The sequence below is a fragment of the Pedobacter terrae genome (assembly GCF_036946585.1).
GTDB classification, from domain to species: domain Bacteria; phylum Bacteroidota; class Bacteroidia; order Sphingobacteriales; family Sphingobacteriaceae; genus Pedobacter; species Pedobacter terrae_C.
The window spans coordinates 154033-177334 of record NZ_JAQIIV010000004.1 but is presented as its reverse complement, the minus strand read 5'-3'; the positions used below and the strand labels follow the sequence as shown (position 1 = coordinate 177334).

The following is a 23302-nucleotide window of genomic DNA, read 5'->3' as shown; positions in this document are numbered from 1 at the left end:
AATTATTCTCTAAAGCCTTCGGCTATTTTATATCGTTGTTTTTCAAGTCGTTTTGCGATGTAGTTTACCCAAAAGCCTCTTAATAACAGCATGGCTAAACCGAATACACCGACTACTGCCAAACCCCAGTAAGGTTTATTTAATATGCCAAATGGCACATACATGATAATGGGAGTAAGTGCATAAGGAAACATTAAAAGCCATTGGGTAGCACCCGTTCCCTGGTAATTAAAGCTTGCGGCTTTGGTAATGTCCAATCTTTTATAATTTAAAGTAGCCAGGTAAAGTACCACCACAGTTCCAAACCCGATGTTATAGAAATAAGCCGCCAGGTGCAGCAGCAACAATTTTGGACTTAAAAATCCATAAAAACTTGCCAATACGGTAATAACGGTACAACCGATAGTAAAAAGTAAAAATTTAGCCTTGATATAATCTTTAAAATTGATTTTATTGGCCAATATGCCATCAAAGTGGGCACTTTGCCAGGCAAACATAAATTGTCCATAAATAATGATCGAAATACCCGTCATAAATATGGCGCCGAACATCATCTGTCCAAAGGCATCGCTATTAATTGCTTTTTCTTTATAAAAAATAAACCCGTAAAAAAGAAAAAAGAAGCCCATAATTACCGCAGAGCGTGGACGTTTATGGCGGAGGATTAATTTTAATTCCAAAGCAGCCAGTTCGCCAACTTTCCCAAAACGGTTAAGGAAAGCATAATCGGTGCTGCCCTTTTTCTCCTGTTTACTACTTAACTCCTCCACGTAAAGATTTTTACGCAAGAAACCAGAATTGAAATAAAATATAGCAACAGCTGCGAGCGTAAATGCAAAGCCATAGGCAGGTTGTGCGACAATGGCCCTGAATACGAAATCAGAAGCGGCCATAATGGAAATAACCTTATAATATTCTAAAGCAGCAAAAGCAGCAATTACAACCAGTCCGAAAAAAGTGTAAAGGGTATTGGTGATGGATTTACGTTTAATATACAACACCAGGTAATTGTTAAAAACCATCATCGAAAGTATCGAAACGATATACATGATGGTGGTAACCACACCTAAGTTTGGCGCAATTTTAGTAAAGCAGAAAGGCAGAAAAATAAAAAACGGCCAAAGGTTAAAGGCAGAAAATAGCGCTTTAACATTTAAAAAACTGATGATTTTGCTTCTCGAAATCCTTAAATGCAGATAGGGAATGATACTCAGCGTAGGCAGTTCCTGAAACTGTAAACGCATAATAAAATCAAATGCAAAATAATAAAGGATAATGCCATTGAAACTGGAGATTACATCTTTGTTTGGGAAAATTTGTGGCAGAAAATGCGACATTCCAAAACCGATGCCAACAGCAATGGCAAAAAAGTAAAGCATAAAGAAACCCAAAACAATCTGGCCAGCAATACTACTGCCCCGGTTCCGCGAACGCCAGAAAGATTTTCTTTGATGGCTTAAAAAAGTACTCAGCATATTTAGTTTAGTGTTTGATTTTAGTCAGTTTATCTATTAGTAAACTTTCAGTAGAAAATGTTACACTAATATTTGTATTTGTCTTTCCAGTTCTGCCTAAGTTTTTCGCGTAATTTCTCTTCTGCAGGATTTTTACCCGGATCGTAGAGTTTTGTGCCACTTAATTCTTCTGGAAAATATTCTTGTGGTGAGAAATTACCTTCGTAACCGTGTGAATATTGGTAATCTTTCCCATAGCCAATGTTCTTCATCAGTTTGGTGGGTGCATTGCGGATATGCAGCGGTACAGGTAAATTACCGGTTTGCTTAACTAAAGCCTGCGCCTTATTAATGGCTTCGTAAGCGGCATTACTTTTTGGCGAACTGGCCAGATAGGTTACACATTGCGATAAAATAATCCGTGCCTCCGGATAACCGATTACATTTACTGCTGTAAAACAGTTGTTTGCCAATAACAGCGCATTTGGATTGGCATTTCCGATATCTTCTGAAGATAAAGTCAACAACCGGCGGGCAATAAAAAGCGGATCTTCTCCCCCTTCAATCATCCTGGCCAACCAATAAACTGCCGCATTGGGGTCACTGCCACGGATTGATTTAATAAATGCCGAAATGATATCGTAATGTTGTTCTCCGGCTTTATCATAAAGTGCAAGATTTTGCTGCGCATGGGCCAGCACATTCTCATTGGTCAGCACAATTTTATTGCCACCAATGCCATTAATGGCAATTTCGAGCACGTTTAATAATTTCCGTGCATCACCACCAGATAAACGGATTAAAGCCTCGTGTTCTTTAATTGAAATTTCTTTTCCACGAGAGCAGCATCCTTTTTAATGGCCGTTTGCAACAAACTCACCAATTCTTCTTCGCTAAGCGATTTTAAAATGTAAACCTGACAACGGGAGAGCAAAGCGGAAATCACCTCAAAAGATGGATTTTCTGTCGTAGCACCAATCAAAGTAACCAAGCCACGTTCAACAGCTCCTAACAAACTATCTTGCTGCGATTTACTAAAACGATGAATCTCATCAATAAACAAAATGGGCAAACCCAGAAAACTATCCTTTAATTGTGCAGCGCGGTCGATCACATCACGAATATCTTTAACTCCGCTATTGATGGCACTCAAATTAAAAAAAGGCCGGTCTAACGCCTGCGAAATGATATAAGCCAAGGTAGTTTTACCAACTCCAGGAGGTCCCCAGAAAATCATGGATGGTAGCTGCCCACCTTCAATCGCTTTGCGCAATACGGCTCCCTCTCCTACCAAATGCTGCTGACCAACATATTCATCTAGATTTTGAGGGCGCATACGTTCGGCTAAAGGAGGCAGGTTTTGCATAATGGTAAATATATAAAAATTGAATATTTTGTTTGTGGATAATTTACTAACCAAATAGAACCAGCATAAGTTTGTTACGGATGCACGGTTTAAAAGGGGAATTATCGGTAAAATTCTTTTATCGTCCGCGTTTGTAACGCGGATGAATTAGAGTGGCGATTTTATCGCTGCTTTTTTATTTATCTGCATTATAAATGCAGATCTCGATAATCCTCGTTACAAATAAGGACCATTTAAGGTGACGATTGCATATAAAAAAGAGCTAAAGTCTAATCCTCTATCTTCGAATGGTGTTTGGTATCCTTCATAGTCGTGTACAAAACCAGGGAGATTAAAATACATGCGGTTACATACCAGTAGAAATAACTTTCATGACCAATATTTTTAAACCAGAGTGCAAAATATTCTGCCGTTCCACCAAAAATGGCAACGGTTAAAGCATATGGTAAACCCACACCTAAAGCCCTGATTTCGGCAGGAAAAAGTTCGGCCTTTACTACTGCATTAATACTCGTATAACCGCTCACAATAATTAGAGCACCGATCATCAATAAAAATATAATGGTAGTGTTGGTCTCGCCAGCCAGGCCAGTCAAAATTGGATAGGTACATAAGGTACCCAATACTCCAAAACCAATTAACAGGGGCTTCCTGCCAATTTTATCAGATAACAGACCGAATAGCGGCTGTATGATGGCAAAAACCAACAGCGAAATAAATGATAATGTGGTAGAAGTTTCTTTACTCAGGTGAACCGTATTCACCAGAAACTTTTGCATATACGTGCTGAATGTATAAAAAGCGATGGTTCCACCTAATGTTAAACCCACTACGGTAAAAATCTCTTTCGGATACTTAAATAATATGGAAATACCTCCTTTTTTGTCATCTGTATTTTTACTTTTAAAGGCTGCTGTTTCATCGATATGCCTCCGAAGATACAATGCGATAAATGAGAGGACAGCACCTATAAAAAAGGGAATCCGCCAGCCCCAGTCATGTAATTGTGAGGGGCTAAGCAACCAGTTTTGCAGGATCAGCTGAATCCCTAAAGCCAATAACTGTCCGCCGATAAGCGTCACATACTGGAAGCTTGAATAAAATCCCCGATGTTTTGGGGTAGACATTTCACTGAGGTAGGTAGCAGATGTTCCATATTCACCCCCAGTGCTCAAACCCTGGATTAATCTGGCAAAAACGAGCAATAACGGAGCGGCGATACCAATCCTCTTGTAACCCGGGGTTAAGCCAATAATCAGAGACCCGATGGCCATAATCAGCACTGATAATGTCATGGAATGTTTCCTGCCCAGTTTATCGGCAATACTGCCAAACAACCAGCCCCCAATAGGACGCATTAAAAACCCTACGGCAAAAATTCCGGCTGTATTTAATAGTTGCGCAGTTGGATTGCTGTTCGGGAAAAAAGCGGGTGAAAAATATAGTGCGAAAGCAGAGTAAGTGTACCAATCATACCATTCAACCAGATTCCCAACCGAGCCTCCAAATATAGACTTAAGCCGATATGCTTCCTTAACCTCATTTTGCTGTACCGCTTTTTCCATTGTATAGAACTATTGAAGGGAAAATGATTGAATTCCGAAGGTGAAACTTAAATTAACACTGGTTGTTTATCAAAAATATAATAATTTTATCAAGAAAGTGTTCAATTATTCTCAATCAATAACGTCACTTACTTTTTCAACATCTAATCATTGCCACAATGAAAGATAATTTTTCTACCCAATCTGCCGATTACGCCATCTACAGGCCGACCTACCCACAGGAATTATACGACTATTTGCTTGCCCTGGTTAAAAAAAAGGAAACAGCATGGGATTGTGCCACAGGAAATGGCCAGGTTGCACGGGTATTGGCGCAACACTTTAATTCGGTTTATGCTACAGATATTAGCGAAAATCAGCTTAAAAATGCTTTACAGTTACCCAATATTACATACAAAGTAGAACCTGCAGAGCAAACCTGGGTAGGTAATGATAGTTTCGATTTAATTACGGTAGCGCAAGCCATCCATTGGTTCAATTTCGAGGCATTTTATACTGAAGTTAAAAGAACATTAAAACCTGACGGACTTTTCGCAGTGATTGGTTATGGCTTAATGGTTATTGACAAAAAGGTAGATAAAGCTGTACATAAACTTTACGAAGATATTCTGGGCAAATACTGGGATAGTGAACGCCATTATATTGAAGAAGGTTACAAAACCATTCCCTTTCCTTTTGAAGAAATCATTGCACCTCATTTCCGGATCAAAACCACCTGGAATTTTAAACAGTTAATTGGTTATTTGAATACCTGGTCGTCATTGCAACATTATAAAAAAGCCAACGAGCGCAACCCATTAGAATACATGCTTACCGAACTAAAGGAAGCCTGGGGTGATGACTCAGAAAAGGATGTTCATTTCCCTGTTTTACTACGGGTTGGCAGATCGGTTTAAACACAGAGTCAACAGAGAAAAGGCACGGAGCACACCGAATAAATTTTTAAGCAACTGAAGTTGCTCCGTTTACTCTGAGAAAACTTAGTGATCTCTGTGGTTAATAACTTCTATTTCAACAACTCCAGTATACCTAAAACAGTTAGTTTCTTCTGTTCGCCGCTTTGCATATCCTTTAACGTAAGTTCTCCACTGGCCATTTCATCGCCACCAATTAAAATCACATATGGGATATTCTTGGCATCAGCATAAGCCATTTGTTTTTTCAGTTTCGCCGAACTCGGGTATAATTCTGCCGCAATTCCGGCATTTCTAAGTTGCTGAACAATCGGTAGCGCATATTTTTCAGCGGTCGCATCGAAATTGCTGATCAAAACTTTCGTTCCCACTTCTGCGGAAGCAGGGAAAAGGTTCAATTCTTCCAGTACATCATAAATGCGGTCTGCGCCGAAAGAAACCCCCACACCGGTTAGGCCTTTTAAACCGAACATACCGGTTAAGTCATCGTAACGACCACCTCCACCAATGCTGCCCATAGCCACTTCATTGGTTTTAACTTCAAAAATACAGCCGGTATAATAATTTAATCCACGTGCCAATGTAATATCCAGCTCCAATTTGGCGGTTAAAGGTAAACCGTAATCGATCAAGCTTTCTACATAATCAAAAACCTGTTCTATTTCTGCAATACCTTTTAAACCGGTTTCAGATTCAGCTAAAACTTCTTTCAGGCTGGCTAGTTTTTCCTCATTAAAACCTTCTAACAAAATTACCGGCCGAAGTTTTTCTAAGTCCTGTTCGGTAAAACCACGCTCCAACAATTCTTTACTAACACCATCTAAACCGATTTTATCCAGTTTATCAATGGCGACCGTCATATCAATGATCAACTCCGGCTTTCCGATAATTTCGGCAATACCTGATAAAATTTTACGGTTATTAATTTTGATGGTAAAGTCCTTTAACCCCAGCTTACTTAAAGCTTCGTTATAGATTAAAATAAACTCGGCCTCGTTTAATAAACTTTCTGAACCCACCACATCCACATCGCACTGGTAAAACTCACGGTATCTCCCTTTTTGCGGACGATCGGCACGCCAAACTGGCTGGACCTGAAAGCGCTTAAAGGGTAACGTAATTTCATGCTGATGCATCACCACATAACGGGCAAAAGGCACGGTTAGGTCATAACGCAGCGCTTTTTCAGAAATTAAAGGAATCAATTTGTTGCTATTATCCTCTTCGGCAAAATCGAAAGATTTCTTTTTTGGATCTTTAAGATAATCTCCACTGTTCAAAATCTTAAAAATCAGCTTATCGCCTTCATCGCCGTATTTTCCGGTTAGGGTAGAGAGATTTTCGAAACTTGGCGTCTGGATTTCGGCATAACCATATTTTTTAAAAACCGTTTTAACGGTATCGTAAATAAAGTTGCGTTTAACCATTTCAACGGGAGAAAAATCGCGGGTACCTTTTGCTAATGAGGGTTTAATAACTGACATAGCCGCAAAAGTACAAAAATGTAAGGTAATGTCTAAACCTCAAAGGTTTTTGAAACCTATTAGGTTTGAAATGTCATTTCCCTAATACTTCTTTTACCTTTTCCCTATTGGGTTTAGAAACCGGGATTTTATCGCCATTATCCATCAACAGCGTTCCGCCATCTTCTTTTAACCAGCTTTTTACAAATTTTGGATTTACTAGGTGACTTTGGTGCGCTCGAACAAAACCTTGTAGTTTGAGCAGATCGGCATATTCTTTCAATGATTTTGAAATCAAAAGCTGGTCTCCTCCACCTAAAAAGAAGTTGGTATAATTGTTATCCGCTTCGCATCTCATAATTTCATCAATGTTAACGTACCTGATTTCGTTCTGTTGGGGCAAAGCAATCCTGCCATTTATTTTAATGTGTTCTTTCTTATCTGTCTTTTCATCTACCAGTAGATTTTGATATGCTGCTGGGGGAGCGAAATTAATGGCTACCGTATTAGGCGCGACCGGCAATGTGGTACGGCTCTTCCTAATCACAAAATAAATCAACATAAAAATGCCACCAAAAAAGCCAAAAAAGAGTAGACCTACAACCAAAAGCATGATGATTTCGGGTACACCTAAATTAGCTCCATATGCAATATGAATACCATAAGTGAGTATAAAAGTAAATCCAATAGATATTTTATTCTTCATTTCGAGTAGCCTTAGCCTTTTTGATCAAATGTATACATAATAAAACAATGCCGACCATTATAACAATAGTCAAAAATCCAATGACTAGAATAAGAATAATTTCTGGCATACCAATGGCTGCTGCATAAGCAACCTGTAAGCCAAAAGAAATAACAAAAAAGAATAAAAATAATAACTGTTTCATGCTGATTGATTTAAAATGTTTAGCGAAAGTAATTACTCACTATACATTTAAAAACCAATCTTGAGTATCAGATAGGTTTTGATGAGAATTAATCAAGAGGCTTTTAGTATTGGTTATAGAACCTCGGAGGTTTGAAATGTCATTTCCCCAATACTTCTTTTACCATTTCCCTATTGGGTTTGGAAACCGGGATTTTATCGCCATTATCCATCAACAGCGTTCCGCCATCTTCTTTTAACCAGCTTTTTACAAATTTTGGATTCACCAGGTGACTTTGGTGCGCTCGAACAAGACCTTGTGGTTTGAGCAGATCGGCATATTCTTTCAGTGGTTTTGAGATCAAGACCCTGTCGCCATTAGCCAAGAAGAAAAAAGTATAGGTGTTATCGGCTACGCATCGCACAATATCCTCAACCGACACGTACCGGATTTCATGTTGTTGTGGCAGTGCTATTTTTGGAATAATTACTTCACTTTTTTTGATCTGGCTCAGCAAAAAATTAAGCTGCTCGCCATCGATTTTGTTCTTGATTCTGATTTTGGCTTTCTCAACCGCAACTTTGAGTTCTTCGGGATCGACCGGTTTGAGCAGATAATCCAGAGCGGCAAACTTTACCGCCTGTATACCATAATGATCATAAGCGGTTACAAAAACCACCTCGAAAGTTTTTTCCGTAAGCTGCTTCAACAAATCAAAACCTGTTGTTTTTCCCATTTGTATATCCAAAAAAAGCAGATCTGGATGATGCAGGTTAGCCTGTGTAAAAGCCTCTTCTATCGTGGTGGCGCATGCGACTACTTTGATCTCGGGGCAATATGACTAACGTTTGTCAGTCTAAGCGGAGTCGAAGGCTTTTGCAGGGTTCAAACAAAAAAAAGATCTTCGGCTATGCTACCATCGAGAGAATCAAAATGCGGTCGCCATTCTCGCCTATGAGGGAACCACAAAGTGCTCAGTGAAGCTAATTTTAATGCAAGCACTTTAGGATTCCCAATCAAGTTGGGAATGACGATTCTTCGAGCGATATTACCTGATAAAATTTATCTGTCAATCATATTGATTTTTATGTAGTAAATTATCCCTCATGATGACAACTTTTCTGTTATCCCCCGGCCTTTTTCACTTTATAGCCATCCTTTTGCAAAATACCCATCACTTTATCACGTAAATCACCCTGGATCATGATTTCGCCATCCTTAACCGATCCACCTACCCCACATTTGGTCTTTAACATCTTGCCCAGCACTTCTAAATCTTCTGAACGTCCCCTAAAGCCAGTAATTAACGTCACGGCTTTACCTCCACGGTTCTTTTTATCCAGCATTACCCTTAAATCCTGCTGATTATTTGGAGAAGTAACGGTATTATCAACTTCTTCTTCATATTCGAAATCTGGATTGGTAGAGTACATAATTCCCCCAAGATCGCTTAAACTATTTTTCTTTGGTTTCATGGTTATAATGTTATGTGGAAGATGTAATAATGGGTTAACTGGTTAATTGTTTAAATCGGTTAACTGTATGGTTTAATTGCTGAATTGTTATATTGAAACTGTAAACTGCCAATTGAAAACTAATGCTGGTCAATGGTTGATAGTCCGTGGTTTGCAATCGATCATCTCAGCCAACCGCCTCACGCTTAACGCTACACTCAAGGAACGATTACTTTTAACGAGAGTGGATTTACCATAGCCTCAATCTCCACGCCCATTTGCAAAGGCTCCCCATCTACATGCACCGCTCCAGCAGTTTCTCTCGTAACTTTAATATTTTTTCCTTTAATAATTTCGATCATATCAGAGTTTTCAGCCTTACCGTTCATCATGATATAACCCAAAACCGGTAATTTTATTATCGGAAACGGTTTAATAATGCAAACATCCAATAAACCATCTTTTACCGAAGCATTGGGTGCAATGTAAACATCATTTCCATACTGTGATGAATTGGCAATACTAATGGCAAAGGCTTTTCGGGTATAGGCTTTACCATCTATATCCAGCTGATAGGTTTGCGGTTTATAATTAAAAACCTCCTTAAAACCCAATTTTACATAGCCCGATAGTCCACGTTTTTTATCTTTCGAAAAAACAGCACTTAGGTGAGCATCAAATCCCATTCCTGCCAAGTTGAAAAAACATTTTTTATTGAACTCAGCTGTATCAATTTCATCTATCTTAAAATCATTGATGGTGGAAAGTGCATACCTTAGGTTTTTGGAAATATTTAAAAAGCGGGCAAGGCCATTGCCTGACCCCAATGGCAAAATTCCCAGAATTTTCTGGTGCTTTAATACCTTTGTGGCCACTTCATTTATGGTACCATCGCCACCTGCGGCAACAATGACATCGAAGTTTTTGGTAGCTGCTTCGTCTGCCAGTTCGCCGGCATGCCCCACATATTCACTAAAAACAAAATTGGGACTAAACTTTTCCTTATCCAGGTATTTGTCTATAAAATCGGGAATACGCCGTTTCCCCCGCCCACCGGAGATAGGGTTGATGATAAAGAGAATATTGATCTTTGTGTGCAAAGTGTAAGATTGAGTGCACAAAATAATCTATAATTTTTGAAATAAAGAAAATATGCTAATTTTGCGACAGTAAAAAGTGGATTGATTTGCTATCCCGATACCTCGGGACCGGATTGCAACCACTTAAAAAAATTGCTAATGCCTCCTTTCAATCATTTCAACACCTGTTTCCAAGGGGTTTGGCAATTATAAATTTGTTTATTTATCATTAATTATTTAATAAATGTCATATTTATTTACGTCAGAATCTGTTTCTGAAGGTCACCCAGATAAAATCGCCGATCAAATTTCGGATGCATTAATTGACAACTTTTTGGCTTTCGATCCAGAATCAAAAGTAGCTTGCGAAACTTTGGTTACTACAGGTCAGGTTATTTTGGCGGGTGAGGTAAAATCTAAAACATATTTGGATGTACAGCAAATTGCACGTGATGTAATCAAGAAAATTGGTTACACCAAAAGCGAATACATGTTTGAGGCCAACTCTTGCGGAATTTTATCTGCCATACACGAGCAATCGCAAGATATTAATCAAGGTGTAGACAGAAGCAGCAAAGAAGAACAAGGTGCGGGCGATCAGGGTATGATGTTTGGTTATGCAACTAACGAAACTGAAGATTATATGCCTTTGGCATTAAACCTTTCTCATAAATTACTACAGGAACTTGCTGTTTTACGCCGTGAGAATAAAGAAATTACCTATTTACGCCCGGATGCAAAAAGCCAGGTGACTTTAGAGTACGATGATAACAACAAACCTGTTCGCATTGATGCCATTGTAATTTCTACGCAACATGATGATTTCGATGAAGAGGCAACCATGCTGGCTAAAATCAAAACTGATCTGGTTAACATTTTAATCCCTCGCATCATCAAAAACAATCCGCAATATGCGCACTTGTTTAATGATCAAATCGAATATCATATCAATCCAACCGGTAAATTTGTAATCGGTGGTCCGCATGGCGATACGGGTTTAACCGGCAGAAAAATCATCGTGGATACTTACGGAGGTAAAGGCGCTCACGGAGGTGGGGCTTTTTCTGGTAAAGATCCAAGTAAAGTAGATAGAAGTGCAGCTTATGCTACTCGTCATATCGCGAAGAATTTAGTGGCTGCTGGTATTGCTGATGAAATTTTGGTTCAGGTTTCTTATGCAATCGGTGTAGCTAAACCAATGGGTATTTACATCAATACTTACGGAACAGGTAAGGTAGGTAAAACAGATGGCGAAATTGCTAAAATTGTTGAGTCGATTTTTGATATGCGCCCTTATTTTATTGAGCAACGTTTAAAATTAAGAAACCCGATTTACAGTGAAACTGCTGCTTACGGACACATGGGCCGTACACCAGAAACGGTTACCAAAACTTTTAGAACACCAAACGGTGAAGAAAAAACGGTTTCAGTTGATTTATTTACCTGGGAGAAATTAGATTATCTAGATCAGGTTAAAGCTGCTTTCGGCATTTAATTTTCTAATAAATCATAAAAATAGGCATTTTGCAACATGGCAGAACGCCTATTTTATTTCGTCAACTTATAGCTAAATTTTCCCAGCTGTAAGTTTAGTGGTTTACAAACCGCAGTAAAACTGTTTTTTTTGAAAAGCAGGGTTCCTCATGCTTTGGTTCCGACAGCCCCGCCATCCGCTTTACTTCGCTGCGCTCCGTGTTCGCTCCTGTCAGGTTTATTTAAGTTAGCCAGGTGGTTCTTAGGAAGAAAATCTCCCCTCAAAAGCAGATACTTGAAGCACTGTTATTTTCCGGCAATAGGAGCAACAACATCACCTATCTAAACCCCCGCCTGTACGGGCAGGTGATTGACGCGAAAATCCTTTTTTGCTACCCTAAATGAACATTTACCGCAGTTAAAGTGAAGGCAAAAAAGATTGAAGCAAAAAGCAGGACAGGCATTAAAAAAAGCTACTGCATTTGTTTTCCAGAAACAATAAATAATATTTAACTTTTTTCTTTACCTATTTCTGATTTTGTGTCGGACGATGCCGTTCAATAGTCACCCCATATAGTTGTCGTCCTTTGGTCTCTCGAAGTGTGTCGGATGGTAACATCTAACACCATAAGTAAAATCATTATTTGCTGTACTAAAGATCATTAGTTTTCATAAACGACAATTCTTTTTCGGCGAAATGATTATCATCTATGCTATAGGACTTAATATCTGCAATCTTCATTTCGTCAACCACATCCACAAAATTTTGAAACAGGGCCATTTTACCGGGTTTAATGATTACGATCATATGCTTTGCTGGATTATGCTGATGGGTAGCTGCAACCAATAGTTTATTAGCCAAAATTTCTTTTTGGAGGTCTGCCACAGGCATCACTTTCATATTGGCCTTTTCGATAGTACCCATATAAGAAACAGCCTTATTATTATTACCCAGTACAATGGTCATGGTACGCGATTCGGGAAAAGGAGCAAAATCATCAATATCAGGCTTAATTGGCTTTGCAATGTCTGCAGCATTTAACTGACTCAGCGTTGTAGTGAGCATAAAGAATGTAGTTAACAGAAACATAAGGTCTACCATTGCGGTAAGATCCACCCTTGGTGTTGTTTTTTTGGTTCTTCCTTTTGCAGCCTTGCCGCTTTGAGATTCGTTTAGCGTTGCCATAATGATCCAGGTTCTTTTAATGATGATGACAGGCCTCACCGAATTGCATAAAAAAAGCGGCTAAAAATTAACCGCTTAAGAAAGGTCGTCATCAACGACGATTATGCATGTAATCACTTCACTGCTTCAATCACACCACAGCCTACTCGAGGCCCTGAATTACCCGTAGGTTGCGTAGTATAATCATCCGTACCGCCGTGTACAATAATTCCCCTGCCGATAATATTTTTAATGTCTCCATCTTTAACATTCCACCTATCAGTAGTAACCGAAAGTGTAGCATGTCCTTTACCATCTAACTTGATGTTGCCAATATCGCCACTATGGTAGGCTGCCGATCCCCATTTACCATGGGCTTCTTTAATTGGGTTCCAGTGGCCGTGAGTATTTTCGCCCATATTTCCACAATCGCCATGTTCATGAAAATGTACTGCTACATTGCTATCTGCACGTGCTGCAAAATTCATTTCAATATCCATTTTAATTTTTCCATCGCTCAATTCATAAAACTTTGCCGTTCCAATGGTTTTCGAATTATCAGCCGTTTCGGTTAAAGTAGCCTGCGCAACTTCTTTATCAGTTTTGGTACAAGCACTTACAAGCGACACACCTGCAATCATTAGGCTTAAAAGATATTTTTTCATTTGATTAAAATTTAGTTTAAACAAGAACACATTGGCAATCATTTAGTTTGCTTTAAAAAGAATGCTGGCAAAACCATTTTGCATGCCACTTGTTTCATTAATATAAAATAGTACAACTATGGAACAGCCAAATGAAATGAACACTTTAAGTCAAATTTTGGAGAAATTGAGGCTGAAAGGAAAAGATAACGAATTAAAAATGTCTGATCACGGCAAGATGCAAAGTAAATCGCTCGGAAAAATTTATAAACCCGAAGATTTGACCATTGTTAAAACTTATCGTTTCGAAGGAGATTCTGATCCCGCAGACAATTCAGTATTATATCTGATAGAAGATCAAGAAAAAAATATTGGGTATGTATTAGATGCTTACGGAACATACTCTGACAATGAAGGTCCGGCATTTGATGATTTCTTGAAGAAAATCCCAACAGAAAACAGGGATGAACAGGAACTGTTCTGTTGATAAACTCAGCATATGATAAAAGGAGAAGCAGCGTAATCTGATTCTCCTTTTTTTATTTTAAACTTCCGGCAGTTTATAATTCCTTAATTTTGCGCCTCATCTACCTAATCCCTGAATGAAGAGCAAAATCAATATCCCGCCCATAGCTGCTGTTTTACTGTCTATTATCAGTGTGCAATGTGGGGCGGCAATTGCCAAAGGTCTTTTTCCGCAAATTGGGGCCGCTGCAACCGCATCTTTACGTATTGGTTTATCAGCCGTAATCTTACTCATCGCCTTTAGACCAAACTTATATAAATTAAATGCCAAACAATGGAAATACGTAATCCTATATGGTGTTTGTTTAGGGGTAATGAATATGGTTTTTTATATGGCCATAGCGCGAATCCCGATCGGTTTAGGCGTAACCTTAGAATTTGTTGGCCCACTTGGGGTTGCCATATTTGGTTCAAAAAAACCTATCGATTTTCTTTGGGTGATACTTGCTGCTACCGGCATTGTATTAATTACCCCCTGGACGGGAACCGGACTCAATTTAAACGGTGTACTGCTGGCGCTTTTGGCCGGTGTTTTTTGGGCGGGTTATATCATCTTAGGTGGTAGAATTTCCAAAATCATGAAAGGAGGCGATGCTGTTGCTATCGGGATGTTATTTGCTACAATGGTTATATTACCTTTTGGCATTTTTGGTGGTGGTTTGAGCACGTTAAATCCTAAATTAATAGGATTAGGAACAGCACTTGCACTACTATCAAGTGCCATACCCTTTACCCTGGAAATGAAAGCATTCAAACAGCTTCCGCCGCGTACCTTTAGTATTTTGATGAGCCTGGAACCTGCTATGGCCTCATTAGCAGCACTTGTTTTTTTGCAGGAATACCTCAGCTTAAAAGAGTGTTTTGCTGTGGCTTTTGTTGTCGTGGCTTCCACAGGCTCCTCCTTAACCACCAAGTATACCAAACAATAATCAGGCTATCTTTTCTGTTTTATAGATCACAATCTCATCAGTTAACCGACCAGCATGCGCCACAAAATTTAAAAGGTATGGCTGCTTGTTATGCAGATCCAAGCCTGCCTGATCTTTCCACTCCTCCTGAAAAATAAAAGTATGATCGCTTGCCGACTCATGCAAATCATACTGAACACAGGCTTCCTCCGTACGCGAATTTGCAACCATATCCAGTAACATCTTTCTTAATTCTGATGTGGTTTCTTGCTTGCTTTTAATTATTGCTGTTAAATAAATGCTCATGTATTGCTGTATTTAAAAAATTTTGAGTTAAATGTTCCTGGTACAATTTAAGTGCAGTTCTAATATCTGCATTCTTTTCTACATCATGAAAATGAATTCCTGGTATTTGTTCCATTCCGGTGAAGGCATTCATTCTATGGAAACCGAACAAGACACCATCATCCACGCTGGTTTCCCTAAAAAATTCTCCTGGCAAGGTAAATGCCTCTTTGGGCGCATTCCATGATGATGTAACCATGTATTTCCGACCGTGCAACATGCCTCCGGTTCCATAATTCCGGGTTGGATTATCAGCTTTGCGCCCGTCGCTAACGTAAATTCCATTTTTATGCCCTTCGGTAAATACCACGTCAATGTATTTTTTAAATCCATGTGGCAACTGGAACCACCAGATTGGGGTGTGGTAAATGATAATATCTGCCCAAACGTACTTCGCTACTTCTTCTTTCGGTACATATTCCTGATTAATATTGGTTGTTTTTATCTCGAATCCTTCTTGTGAAGAGAAGAAATCAAGTGTAGCTTGAGCTACTGTTTGGTTGAATCTGCCGCCGGAATGACCAAATTTTTGTCCTCCGTTGATGATGAATATTTTTGCCATTTTGTTTTTTGCTATTTGTAACACAAAATTATAGCCATATGAGGCATCATTAAAATAAGTTAATTCATAGCTTTGCATCATAATTATAATAGTTAGCTCGTGGTTAATTTAGAGTGGTACAGAAGTTTTAAGGCGGTTTATAAAACCGGAACTTTAACTGGTGCGGCAGAAAATCTTTTCATATCGCAGCCTGGGGTAAGTTTGCATTTAAGTTCTTTAGAAAGTTATGTGGGTTATAAATTGTTCGAGCGAACGGGCAGAAAAATGATTCCTACTGAAAAAGGAAAAGTATTGTACAATTTCATTGTAGAACCTTTGACCAAACTGGAGGATGCAGAAAAACATTTCCAGAAAAGTACGGAGAAGCATACCCCAACCATTAGCGTAGGTATGTGTTTTGAAACTTTTCAGATTACTCTTGAGCAATATATCTCTACATTACCCTTTAATGTTATTATCCGTTTTGGCGAATATCCGGAAATGTTGGATCAATTGGATAAAGGCATTTTAGACCTCATTATTACTCCTCAAAAAGGCAATTCGGCAAATGTAGAACATGAAGCTTTTTCTTCGGAAACCATTGTTTTAGTAGGTGGAATAGAAACTGATGTACAAGCTTTTGATACCCTGGTTAAAAAGAAAGATCTGTCAGGAATGGAGGACTGGTTAAAACAGCAAAAGTGGTATGGCACCGCTGGTGATATGGAGCATTTGTTACGTTTTTGGCAGCTTAACTTTGGCAAACATGCCGATTTCCGTCCAAACTATATTGTACCTAACCTCAATTCTATTGTCCGCTGCTTATCGGGAGGAAAAGGCCTGGCGATTATCCCCGATTTTCTCTGCAAAAAAGAAGTTGAAGAGGAGAAAATAAAGGTAATATGGGAAGGAACCTCAAAGCTCACCAACACGTTGTACTTTGGCTGTAGAAAAAATACGCAATATGCATCAGAAATTCACCTAATCAAAAACCTTTTTAAAGAGGTTATGGTTAGTATATAGTTTATATTGAAGAAAATCCTACTTAGGCCTTTTTTATTTTGAAACTTAAGTATAATAATTATTTTAGATCACGCCGTAAAAATCCAGAATGAGCCTGTCCAGTCCTTTTTTAAGTAATGATCAATTAATAGAAGTTTTTAACTATACCCATACCGCAACCGCAATTCATATTGGAGAAACAGCCATCATACAGACTGCAAATGATGCGATGCTTAGAATTTGGGGTAAAGATAGGAGTGTAATTGGAAAATCACTTGAAGATGCCCTACCAGAATTAAAAGGACAGCCGTTTATTGAGATGTTCAGGAAGGTTTGGCTGGAAGGCCTGGTGATTTCGGGAAAGGATACTGCTGCCGACCTGATCATTGACGGGGAGTTAAAAACCTTTTATTTCGATTTTGAATATCGTGCCATCAAAAACGACGAAGGCAAAACCATCTGTATTTTACATACCGCGGTTGATGTAAGTGAGCGCGTATTGATACGTGAGGCCGTAGAAAGGGAGCATAAGAAGGAAGAAGCATTACAGCGGGAACAGATACTAAATGAGGAGCTTGCAGCCACAGTTGAAGAACTTGCGGCAACCAATGAAGAACTGGTAGCCACAAATGAAGAATTACAGGAGACACAAGAAACTTTACATGTTTTAAATAACGAACTTGAGTTAAGGGTTTTGGAACGGTTTAACCAATTGTCTGAAAGCGAAAAACGTTTCAAAACCATGGCAGAGGGAACTGATATTTTCATCACCGTTGGAGACGAGTTTGGAAATGCGATTTATTTTAATAAACCATGGACAAACTTAACGGGTAGATCGATGGAGGCGTTGCTTGCCTTTGGCTGGGCTGACCTGATCCACCCTGAAGACCGTGACCGGTATTTAGATATTTATCTTTCAGCCCTACGGGATAAAAAGCCGTTTACAGGAGAATTTAGAATCCTGACCCAAAAAGGCGATTACCGATGGCTACTTGCTAGTGGTCCGCCACGTTTCCATGCCGATGGTTCTTTCGCTGGCTATATCAGTTCGTGTATTGATATTACGGAAAGAAAATTAATCGAATTGGAGCGCTTAAATTTAAATAAACTTATCGAAGCCAGTTCGGAATTTATTGCTTTGGTTGGTTTGGATATGTCTATTCAATATTTAAACCCTGCTGGATTAAGCAAGTTGGGCTGGGCAAATATTACGAACAGAAATATACTGGAGGTTATTTTTCCTGCAGACAGATCCCTTGCTGAAAAACTTCTACCTGGCGTTTTGCAGGGCATCAATTTCAAACAAGAAATCCGATTCTGGAATGAACAAACAGGAAACCCATTTTGGATTGAATGGAATGGTTTTGCTATAAAAGATCAGGAAACAGATGAAATAACTGCGATTGCTACGGTAAGTCCGGATATTACGGAACGAAAAATATATCAGGAAGAACTTCAGGACATCAATGTCGAGATGGCTGCGGCAAATGAGGAATTGGCTGCGACCAACGAGGAACTCGCCCAAACACATGAAGACCTTATTCAGTATACAAAAAAATTAGCGGATAGTGAGGAGAGGCTACTTCAGGCCATTGATACAGGGAAAATGGGTACCTGGAGCATCGACCCTAAAACGCTCGAAATTACGGTATCGGGATTTGTTAAAAATTTACTCGGTTTACCACTTGAAGAGCCTGCCAAAATGGATAATATCATGACCGCAGTACATTCCGACTATCATGATATCTTGAAAAAGTCCTTTGTAAATGCATTAAATAGTCATTCTTCAAGTGACGATGAATATCCAGTAACCAATTTAATTACAGGCGAAGACAAATGGGTGAGGACAACGGGAAGGGTATTTGTGGATCAGCATGGCCATATTACAGAATATTCCGGTCTCTTTATCGATATTACGGAGCAAAAATTAGACGAGCTCCGCAAAAATGATTTCATCGGGATGGTTAGTCACGAATTAAAAACGCCATTAACAGCCATTAACGGTTTTGTACAGGTTTTGCAGCGCAAGGCAAAAAAAGATAATGACAATTATGAAATAATCGCGTTGGAAAAAACAAACAGCCAGATCAGAAAAATGACTACCATGATTAATGGTTTCTTGAATGTATCACGTTTGGAATCCAGCAAACTGCTGATTGAAAAAACAAACTTTAATTTGGATGACCTGCTGAAAGAAACCATTGAAGAAACTTATATTTCGCAATCTTCCCATCAAATTATATTACACCCAACCTGTGGGGTCAACATTTATGCAGATCGGGATAAAATCGGCAATGTAATTTCTAACCTGATCAGTAACGGAATAAAATATTCAGACAATGGAACCTCTATCGAAATAAGCTGTAAATTAAGTGATACCGAGGTTGAAGTACAGATCAAAGATGAGGGCATCGGTATAAAACCTGAAGATATCGAGAAGCTTTTTGAACGTTATTACCGGGTACAGGGCAACCATACCATCTCGGGTTTCGGTATTGGGCTTTACCTAAGTGCAGAAATTATAGAGCGGCATGGTGGCAGAATATGGGCGGAAAGTGAAGAAAGTAAGGGTTCGGTTTTTCATTTCACTTTGCCTTTGAATTAATTTACCATACAGCTTTCACCGCAATGATCCTTAAGGTATTCACCGGGTAAGTATTAGCTGGAAAAAATAGTCGTTGCATAACTTAAACGACCTATATTTAGTTTGTCATTCTGAGTGAAACGACGAATCTTTCTCTCTAAAAAGATTCGTCACTGCGTTTAGAATGACATGGTGTATTTCCCGCCAATAAAAATTTAACAGATTTATAATCCTTGTAAAACCTTTTCACCAACTAAATTTGGGAGCGTAATCCGAAGCTGTCACGCTGAGCGGAGTCGAAGTACCTTGATAAGATTCTTCACTGCGTTCAGAATGACAACAAAAGCTATTTGATTTGAAAACTACACTATATCAAATCATTCAACAGTCCATCATCAACTAAATTCGGTAGTGTAACCTTCAAATTAGCTGTTCGCGCCATTTCACGTTCTATAGCAAAGCGCGCTTCCTTATTACGCGCCCAGCTCCTTCGGGCAATTCCATTGTTTACGTCATAAAAAAGCATATTCTGTAATTTTTCTGCAGCTTGTTCAGTTCCATCCAGTACCAATCCAAAACCACCATTTATTACTTCGCCCCAGCCTACGCCGCCACCATTATGGATTGAAACCCAGGTTGCTCCCCTGAAGCTATCGCCAATCACATTATGAATGGCCATATCAGCCGTAAACCTGCTACCATCATAAATATTACTGGTTTCTCTAAAAGGCGAATCTGTTCCGCTTACGTCGTGATGATCCCTGCCCAAGATAACCGGCGCTGATAATTCGCCAGTTTTAATGGCTTCATTAAATCTAAAGGCGATTTTTGACCTTCCTTCAGCATCGGCGTATAAAATCCGGGCTTTCGAACCGACCACTAACCTGTTTGCCTTTGCGGCACTAATCCAATTGATATTATCCTGCAATTGCTGTTGTATCTCTGCCGGAGCATTTCGCTTTAGCTCTTCCATCACTTCTTTAGCCATTCGATCAGTTAAATCAAGGTCATGTTCATTTCCTGAGGTACAAACCCATCTAAATGGACCAAATCCATAATCGAAACATAACGGACCTAAAATATCTTGCACATAGGATGGATACCTAAAATCTTTACCATTTGGTACCATAACATCAGCTCCCGCCCTGCTACATTCCAACAAGAAGGCATTTCCATAGTCAAAAAAATAAGTTCCCTTCACTGTATGATTGTTAATGCTTTTTGCTTGCCTTTTTAACGATTCCTGTACATAAACTTTAAACTGATCTGGCGCTTCGGCCATCATTTCATTGGCTTCAACAAAACTTAAACCTACGGGATAATAGCCCCCAGCATATGGATTATGCAGCGAAGTTTGGTCTGAACCGATTGTTACTTCAATATCTTCCTGATCAAAACGTTCCCAAACATCCACTACGTTACCAATGTAGGCCAATGAAACCCTTTGTGTTTCATTTTGCGCTATTAAAACCCTCTGTACCAGCTCATCCAAATCCTCAATCAGCTCATCTACCCAACCTTGCTCATGCCTTTTAATTGCGGCTTTTGGATTTACTTCAGCACATACCGTAATACAGCCAACTGTATTCCCAGCTTTGGATTGGGCTCCACTCATGCCGCCCAATCCAGCCGTTAAAAAGATTTTACCCGCCACATCTTTTCCAAAAATTCCTTTTCTACGGAAAGCATTCATCAAAGTAATGGCGGTTCCGTGTACAATTCCCTGAGGACCAATATACATATACGAACCCGCTGTCATTTGCCCGTACTGTGTTACCCCTAAGGCATTAAACTTTTCAAGATCTTCGGACGAAGAATAATTAGGAATCATCATGCCATTGGTAACCACAACACGTGGCGCCGCTGCACTTGAGGGGAATAATCCCTGCGGATGTCCACTGTAGATATTCAGCGTTTGCTGATTGGTCATAGTAGCAAGGTACTGCATGGTGAGTAAGTATTGTGCCCAATTCTGAAACACACTGCCATTACCACCATAAGTAATCAACTCCTCGGGATGTTGCGCTATAGCAGGATCCAGATTGTTCTGAATCATGAGCATAATCGCCGCCGCATGGGGTGTAAAACAAGGGTATTCGTTTATAGGCCTTGCATAAATGGCATAGTCGGGCATAAAACGGTACATGTAAATATGTCCGTAATTTTCCAGTTCAGCCAAAAATTCTTTCGCCAGTTCCGTATGCCATGCTTGTGGGAAATAACGTAAAGCATTTTTGATGCTCAGTTTTTTCTCTTCTACATTTAATACCGATCTCCTTACCGGAGCGTGGTTTAACATGGGATTTCTTTCCCTTTTTGCCGGCAACGTTAAAGGAATGCCTGCCCGTACTTGTGCTTTAAAATCCATAATCTGAAAATTAAATTCTTAATTTAATTTCAACGCTGCTTTGCTGGCAATGGCTACAATTTTACCTTCCTGCACCATTTCGATAGCATTATTCATCTTATCGTACATGATCTGGTCTTCTTCAAAATGATCAATTTCAGTACGCACGAAATCATGTACCGCAGCCAATATTCTACCAGGCTTCAATGGATGATGGTAGTCAACAGCCTGTGTAGCGCAGAATAGTTCTATACCCAAGATCTTCTCTACATTCTCTATCACCTGAAGCGCTTTACGCCCACTGATCGAACCCATACTCACATGATCTTCCTGGCCTAAAGAAGTGGGGATGCTATCGGCACTAGCCGGAAAACAAAGACCTTTATTTTCGCTGGCCAGCGCTGCTGATGTATATTGTACGATCATGAAACCCGAATTTAGTCCGGTTTCTTTCATCAGCAATTTCGGCACACCAGGGGTATTTCCCTCAAGCGAGAGATAAATTCTCCGATCGCTGATATTCCCGATTTCAGCAGCCGCCAAACAAGCATAATCAAGTGGCAAAGCTAATGGCTGACCGTGAAAATTGCCTCCGCTAACGGTTAAATCATCATTAAATATCACCGGGTTATCAGTTACTGAATTCAGTTCTATTTCTAAAGTTTCTTTTAAATGCAGCCAGGCTGTTCTGGAAGCGCCATGCACCTGCGGAATACATCTTAAGGAATACGGATCCTGTACTTTGGCGCAATCGGCATGCGATTTCATAATCTCCGAACCCTCCAATAGTTTACGCACCTGCTCTGCCACGGTAATATTTGCAGGATATGGCCGCAACTGGTGGAGCGCTGCATGAAAAGGTTTTTCTGATCCTTTTAAGCCCTCAATCATCATTGCCGCAACAATATCTGCCGACTCCAGCACATTCTCTAAACGTTGCACCACCATAACAGCATGGGCAGCAATAAACTGTGTCCCGTTAATAAGCGCTAAACCCTCTTTAGGCCCCAATTGTAAAGGTTGCATCTGGTGTTCTTCCAACAGTTCAGCTGTGGTGATAACGTTGCCATGATAATGAACCTTACCCAAGCCAATTAAGGGCAAAAAAAGATGAGAAAGTGGAGCGAGATCGCCAGAAGCACCAACAGAACCTTGTTTGGGAACTACAGGCGTCGCACCAGTTTCTAAAAACCAGATCATTCGGTCGAGCGTTTCGATTTTGATGCCTGAAAATCCCTTTGCTAATGCTTGTAATTTTAACACCAGCATCAGTTTTGATATTTCACTATCAATCGGTTCACCAACACCAACAGCGTGGCTCTTTAAAATATTTTCCTGCAGTTTACGGGTATCAACAGCCGAAATCATGGAAGTACAAAGCGGGCCGAATCCGGTATTGATTCCATAAATGGCCTTACCTGAAACCGCAATCCGTTCCACTATCTTGCTGCTTTCAAGTATTTTCTCTCTGGTGCTTCCATTTAATATCCCTTTCACTTCGCCATTACTAATGGATAAAGCCAATTTAGCAGTTAAATGATCAGTTCCATAGTTGAAAATATGCTTTGCACTCATACGATGAAGTTTTTAAACAAAAATAAGCC

20 protein-coding genes and 1 pseudogene are annotated in these 23302 nt (G+C 39.5%); 6 read left to right on the top strand and 15 right to left on the bottom strand.

From position 1 onward, the window contains the following. Positions 1–2: 2 nt before the first annotated feature. The 3 genes and pseudogenes from PGN18_RS07955 to PGN18_RS07945 form a co-directional block, all read right to left on the bottom strand. Complete coding sequence (locus PGN18_RS07955) at positions 3–1475, bottom strand: DUF5687 family protein (RefSeq protein WP_335318913.1); 1473 nt, start codon at positions 1473–1475, stop codon at positions 3–5. A 65-nt stretch (positions 1476–1540) separates the two neighbouring features. Beyond that, positions 1541–2820, bottom strand: a pseudogene (locus PGN18_RS07950) (replication-associated recombination protein A). A 269-nt stretch (positions 2821–3089) separates the two neighbouring features. Continuing rightward, a complete protein-coding gene (locus tag PGN18_RS07945; RefSeq protein WP_335318912.1) occupies positions 3090–4385 on the bottom strand; it encodes an MFS transporter in 1296 nt (431 codons plus the stop codon). A 158-nt stretch (positions 4386–4543) separates the two neighbouring features. On the opposite strand from PGN18_RS07945, the gene PGN18_RS07940 reads away from it, so the two are divergent. Beyond that, entirely contained in the window at positions 4544–5281 is a 738-nt protein-coding gene (locus PGN18_RS07940) for a class I SAM-dependent methyltransferase (protein WP_335318911.1), read from the top strand. 110 nt (positions 5282–5391) lie between these two features. On the opposite strand, the gene hisS is transcribed toward PGN18_RS07940, so the two are convergent. From hisS to PGN18_RS07910, 6 genes are all read right to left on the bottom strand, one after another. Then, entirely contained in the window at positions 5392–6783 is a 1392-nt protein-coding gene (hisS, locus tag PGN18_RS07935) for a histidine--tRNA ligase (protein ID WP_335318909.1), read from the bottom strand. A 73-nt stretch (positions 6784–6856) separates the two neighbouring features. Further along, positions 6857–7468 (bottom strand): LytR/AlgR family response regulator transcription factor, encoded by a 612-nt coding sequence (locus tag PGN18_RS07930; RefSeq protein ID WP_335318908.1) that lies wholly within the window; start codon positions 7466–7468, stop codon positions 6857–6859. Continuing rightward, positions 7458–7652 (bottom strand): hypothetical protein, encoded by a 195-nt coding sequence (locus PGN18_RS07925; protein ID WP_335318907.1) that lies wholly within the window; start codon positions 7650–7652, stop codon positions 7458–7460. The genes PGN18_RS07930 and PGN18_RS07925 overlap by 11 nt, the downstream gene beginning before the upstream one ends. Positions 7653–7791: 139 nt before the next feature. Beyond that, positions 7792–8457, bottom strand: coding sequence for a LytR/AlgR family response regulator transcription factor (locus tag PGN18_RS07920; RefSeq protein ID WP_335319129.1), 666 nt, complete (start codon positions 8455–8457; stop codon positions 7792–7794). A gap of 298 nt (positions 8458–8755) precedes the next feature. Continuing rightward, a complete protein-coding gene (locus tag PGN18_RS07915) occupies positions 8756–9106 on the bottom strand; it encodes a translation initiation factor (RefSeq protein WP_335318906.1) in 351 nt (116 codons plus the stop codon). 197 nt (positions 9107–9303) lie between these two features. Continuing rightward, entirely contained in the window at positions 9304–10185 is an 882-nt protein-coding gene (locus PGN18_RS07910) for a diacylglycerol/lipid kinase family protein (protein ID WP_335318905.1), read from the bottom strand. 223 nt (positions 10186–10408) lie between these two features. Here PGN18_RS07910 and metK point away from each other — a divergent pair, with 223 nt between their 5' ends. Beyond that, positions 10409–11659, top strand: a complete 1251-nt coding sequence (gene metK, locus PGN18_RS07905; protein ID WP_335318904.1) for a methionine adenosyltransferase — start codon at positions 10409–10411, stop codon at positions 11657–11659. A 630-nt stretch (positions 11660–12289) separates the two neighbouring features. Here the strand turns inward: metK and PGN18_RS07900 are convergent. Both PGN18_RS07900 and PGN18_RS07895 read right to left on the bottom strand, forming a co-directional pair. Continuing rightward, positions 12290–12823, bottom strand: coding sequence for a biopolymer transporter ExbD (locus PGN18_RS07900; RefSeq protein ID WP_335318903.1), 534 nt, complete (start codon positions 12821–12823; stop codon positions 12290–12292). A gap of 113 nt (positions 12824–12936) precedes the next feature. After that, positions 12937–13467 carry a superoxide dismutase family protein gene (locus PGN18_RS07895; RefSeq protein WP_335318902.1) on the bottom strand — a complete coding sequence of 177 codons (531 nt, stop codon included), beginning with the start codon at positions 13465–13467 and terminating at the stop codon, positions 12937–12939. A 118-nt stretch (positions 13468–13585) separates the two neighbouring features. Between PGN18_RS07895 and PGN18_RS07890 the strand changes: the two genes are divergently transcribed. Beyond that, a complete protein-coding gene (locus PGN18_RS07890; protein ID WP_335318901.1) occupies positions 13586–13933 on the top strand; it encodes a hypothetical protein in 348 nt (115 codons plus the stop codon). A gap of 115 nt (positions 13934–14048) precedes the next feature. Continuing rightward, complete coding sequence (locus PGN18_RS07885) at positions 14049–14900, top strand: EamA family transporter (RefSeq protein WP_335318900.1); 852 nt, start codon at positions 14049–14051, stop codon at positions 14898–14900. Here the strand turns inward: PGN18_RS07885 and PGN18_RS07880 are convergent, their stop codons facing one another. Next, positions 14901–15185, bottom strand: a complete 285-nt coding sequence (locus tag PGN18_RS07880) for a putative quinol monooxygenase (RefSeq protein WP_335318899.1) — start codon at positions 15183–15185, stop codon at positions 14901–14903. After that, positions 15157–15867, bottom strand: coding sequence for an NAD(P)H-dependent oxidoreductase (locus tag PGN18_RS07875; protein WP_335318898.1), 711 nt, complete (start codon positions 15865–15867; stop codon positions 15157–15159). Before PGN18_RS07875 ends, PGN18_RS07880 begins: the two co-directional genes overlap by 29 nt. 18 nt (positions 15868–15885) lie before the next feature. Here PGN18_RS07875 and PGN18_RS07870 point away from each other — a divergent pair, with 18 nt between their 5' ends. Both PGN18_RS07870 and PGN18_RS07865 read left to right on the top strand, forming a co-directional pair. Continuing rightward, entirely contained in the window at positions 15886–16788 is a 903-nt protein-coding gene (locus PGN18_RS07870; RefSeq protein ID WP_335318896.1) for a LysR family transcriptional regulator, read from the top strand. Positions 16789–16876: 88 nt separating this feature from the next. Next, positions 16877–19372 carry a PAS domain S-box protein gene (locus PGN18_RS07865; protein WP_335318895.1) on the top strand — a complete coding sequence of 832 codons (2496 nt, stop codon included), beginning with the start codon at positions 16877–16879 and terminating at the stop codon, positions 19370–19372. A 346-nt stretch (positions 19373–19718) separates the two neighbouring features. Here the strand turns inward: PGN18_RS07865 and PGN18_RS07860 are convergent, their stop codons facing one another. Further along, positions 19719–21719 (bottom strand): urocanate hydratase, encoded by a 2001-nt coding sequence (locus tag PGN18_RS07860; protein WP_335318894.1) that lies wholly within the window; start codon positions 21717–21719, stop codon positions 19719–19721. An 18-nt stretch (positions 21720–21737) separates the two neighbouring features. Next, a complete protein-coding gene (gene hutH, locus PGN18_RS07855) occupies positions 21738–23273 on the bottom strand; it encodes a histidine ammonia-lyase (RefSeq protein ID WP_335318893.1) in 1536 nt (511 codons plus the stop codon). Positions 23274–23302 lie beyond the last annotated feature (29 nt).

Excerpts from the sequence above, each read along its gene's own strand:
- PGN18_RS07955 (WP_335318913.1), bottom strand. The coding sequence starts at position 1,475 with ATGCTGAGTACTTTTTTAAGCCATCAAAGAAAATCTTTCTGGCGTTCG.
- PGN18_RS07945 (WP_335318912.1), bottom strand. The coding sequence starts at position 4,385 with ATGGAAAAAGCGGTACAGCAAAATGAGGTTAAGGAAGCATATCGGCTT.
- PGN18_RS07940 (WP_335318911.1), top strand. The coding sequence starts at position 4,544 with ATGAAAGATAATTTTTCTACCCAATCTGCCGATTACGCCATCTACAGG.
- hisS (WP_335318909.1), bottom strand. The coding sequence starts at position 6,783 with ATGTCAGTTATTAAACCCTCATTAGCAAAAGGTACCCGCGATTTTTCT.
- PGN18_RS07930 (WP_335318908.1), bottom strand. The coding sequence starts at position 7,468 with ATGAAGAATAAAATATCTATTGGATTTACTTTTATACTCACTTATGGT.
- PGN18_RS07925 (WP_335318907.1), bottom strand. The coding sequence starts at position 7,652 with ATGAAACAGTTATTATTTTTATTCTTTTTTGTTATTTCTTTTGGCTTA.
- PGN18_RS07915 (WP_335318906.1), bottom strand. The coding sequence starts at position 9,106 with ATGAAACCAAAGAAAAATAGTTTAAGCGATCTTGGGGGAATTATGTAC.
- metK (WP_335318904.1), top strand. The coding sequence starts at position 10,409 with ATGTCATATTTATTTACGTCAGAATCTGTTTCTGAAGGTCACCCAGAT.
- PGN18_RS07900 (WP_335318903.1), bottom strand. The coding sequence starts at position 12,823 with ATGGCAACGCTAAACGAATCTCAAAGCGGCAAGGCTGCAAAAGGAAGA.
- PGN18_RS07895 (WP_335318902.1), bottom strand. The coding sequence starts at position 13,467 with ATGAAAAAATATCTTTTAAGCCTAATGATTGCAGGTGTGTCGCTTGTA.
- PGN18_RS07890 (WP_335318901.1), top strand. The coding sequence starts at position 13,586 with ATGGAACAGCCAAATGAAATGAACACTTTAAGTCAAATTTTGGAGAAA.
- PGN18_RS07885 (WP_335318900.1), top strand. The coding sequence starts at position 14,049 with ATGAAGAGCAAAATCAATATCCCGCCCATAGCTGCTGTTTTACTGTCT.
- PGN18_RS07880 (WP_335318899.1), bottom strand. The coding sequence starts at position 15,185 with ATGAGCATTTATTTAACAGCAATAATTAAAAGCAAGCAAGAAACCACA.
- PGN18_RS07875 (WP_335318898.1), bottom strand. The coding sequence starts at position 15,867 with ATGATGCAAAGCTATGAATTAACTTATTTTAATGATGCCTCATATGGC.
- PGN18_RS07865 (WP_335318895.1), top strand. The coding sequence starts at position 16,877 with ATGAGCCTGTCCAGTCCTTTTTTAAGTAATGATCAATTAATAGAAGTT.
- PGN18_RS07860 (WP_335318894.1), bottom strand. The coding sequence starts at position 21,719 with ATGGATTTTAAAGCACAAGTACGGGCAGGCATTCCTTTAACGTTGCCG.
- hutH (WP_335318893.1), bottom strand. The coding sequence starts at position 23,273 with ATGAGTGCAAAGCATATTTTCAACTATGGAACTGATCATTTAACTGCT.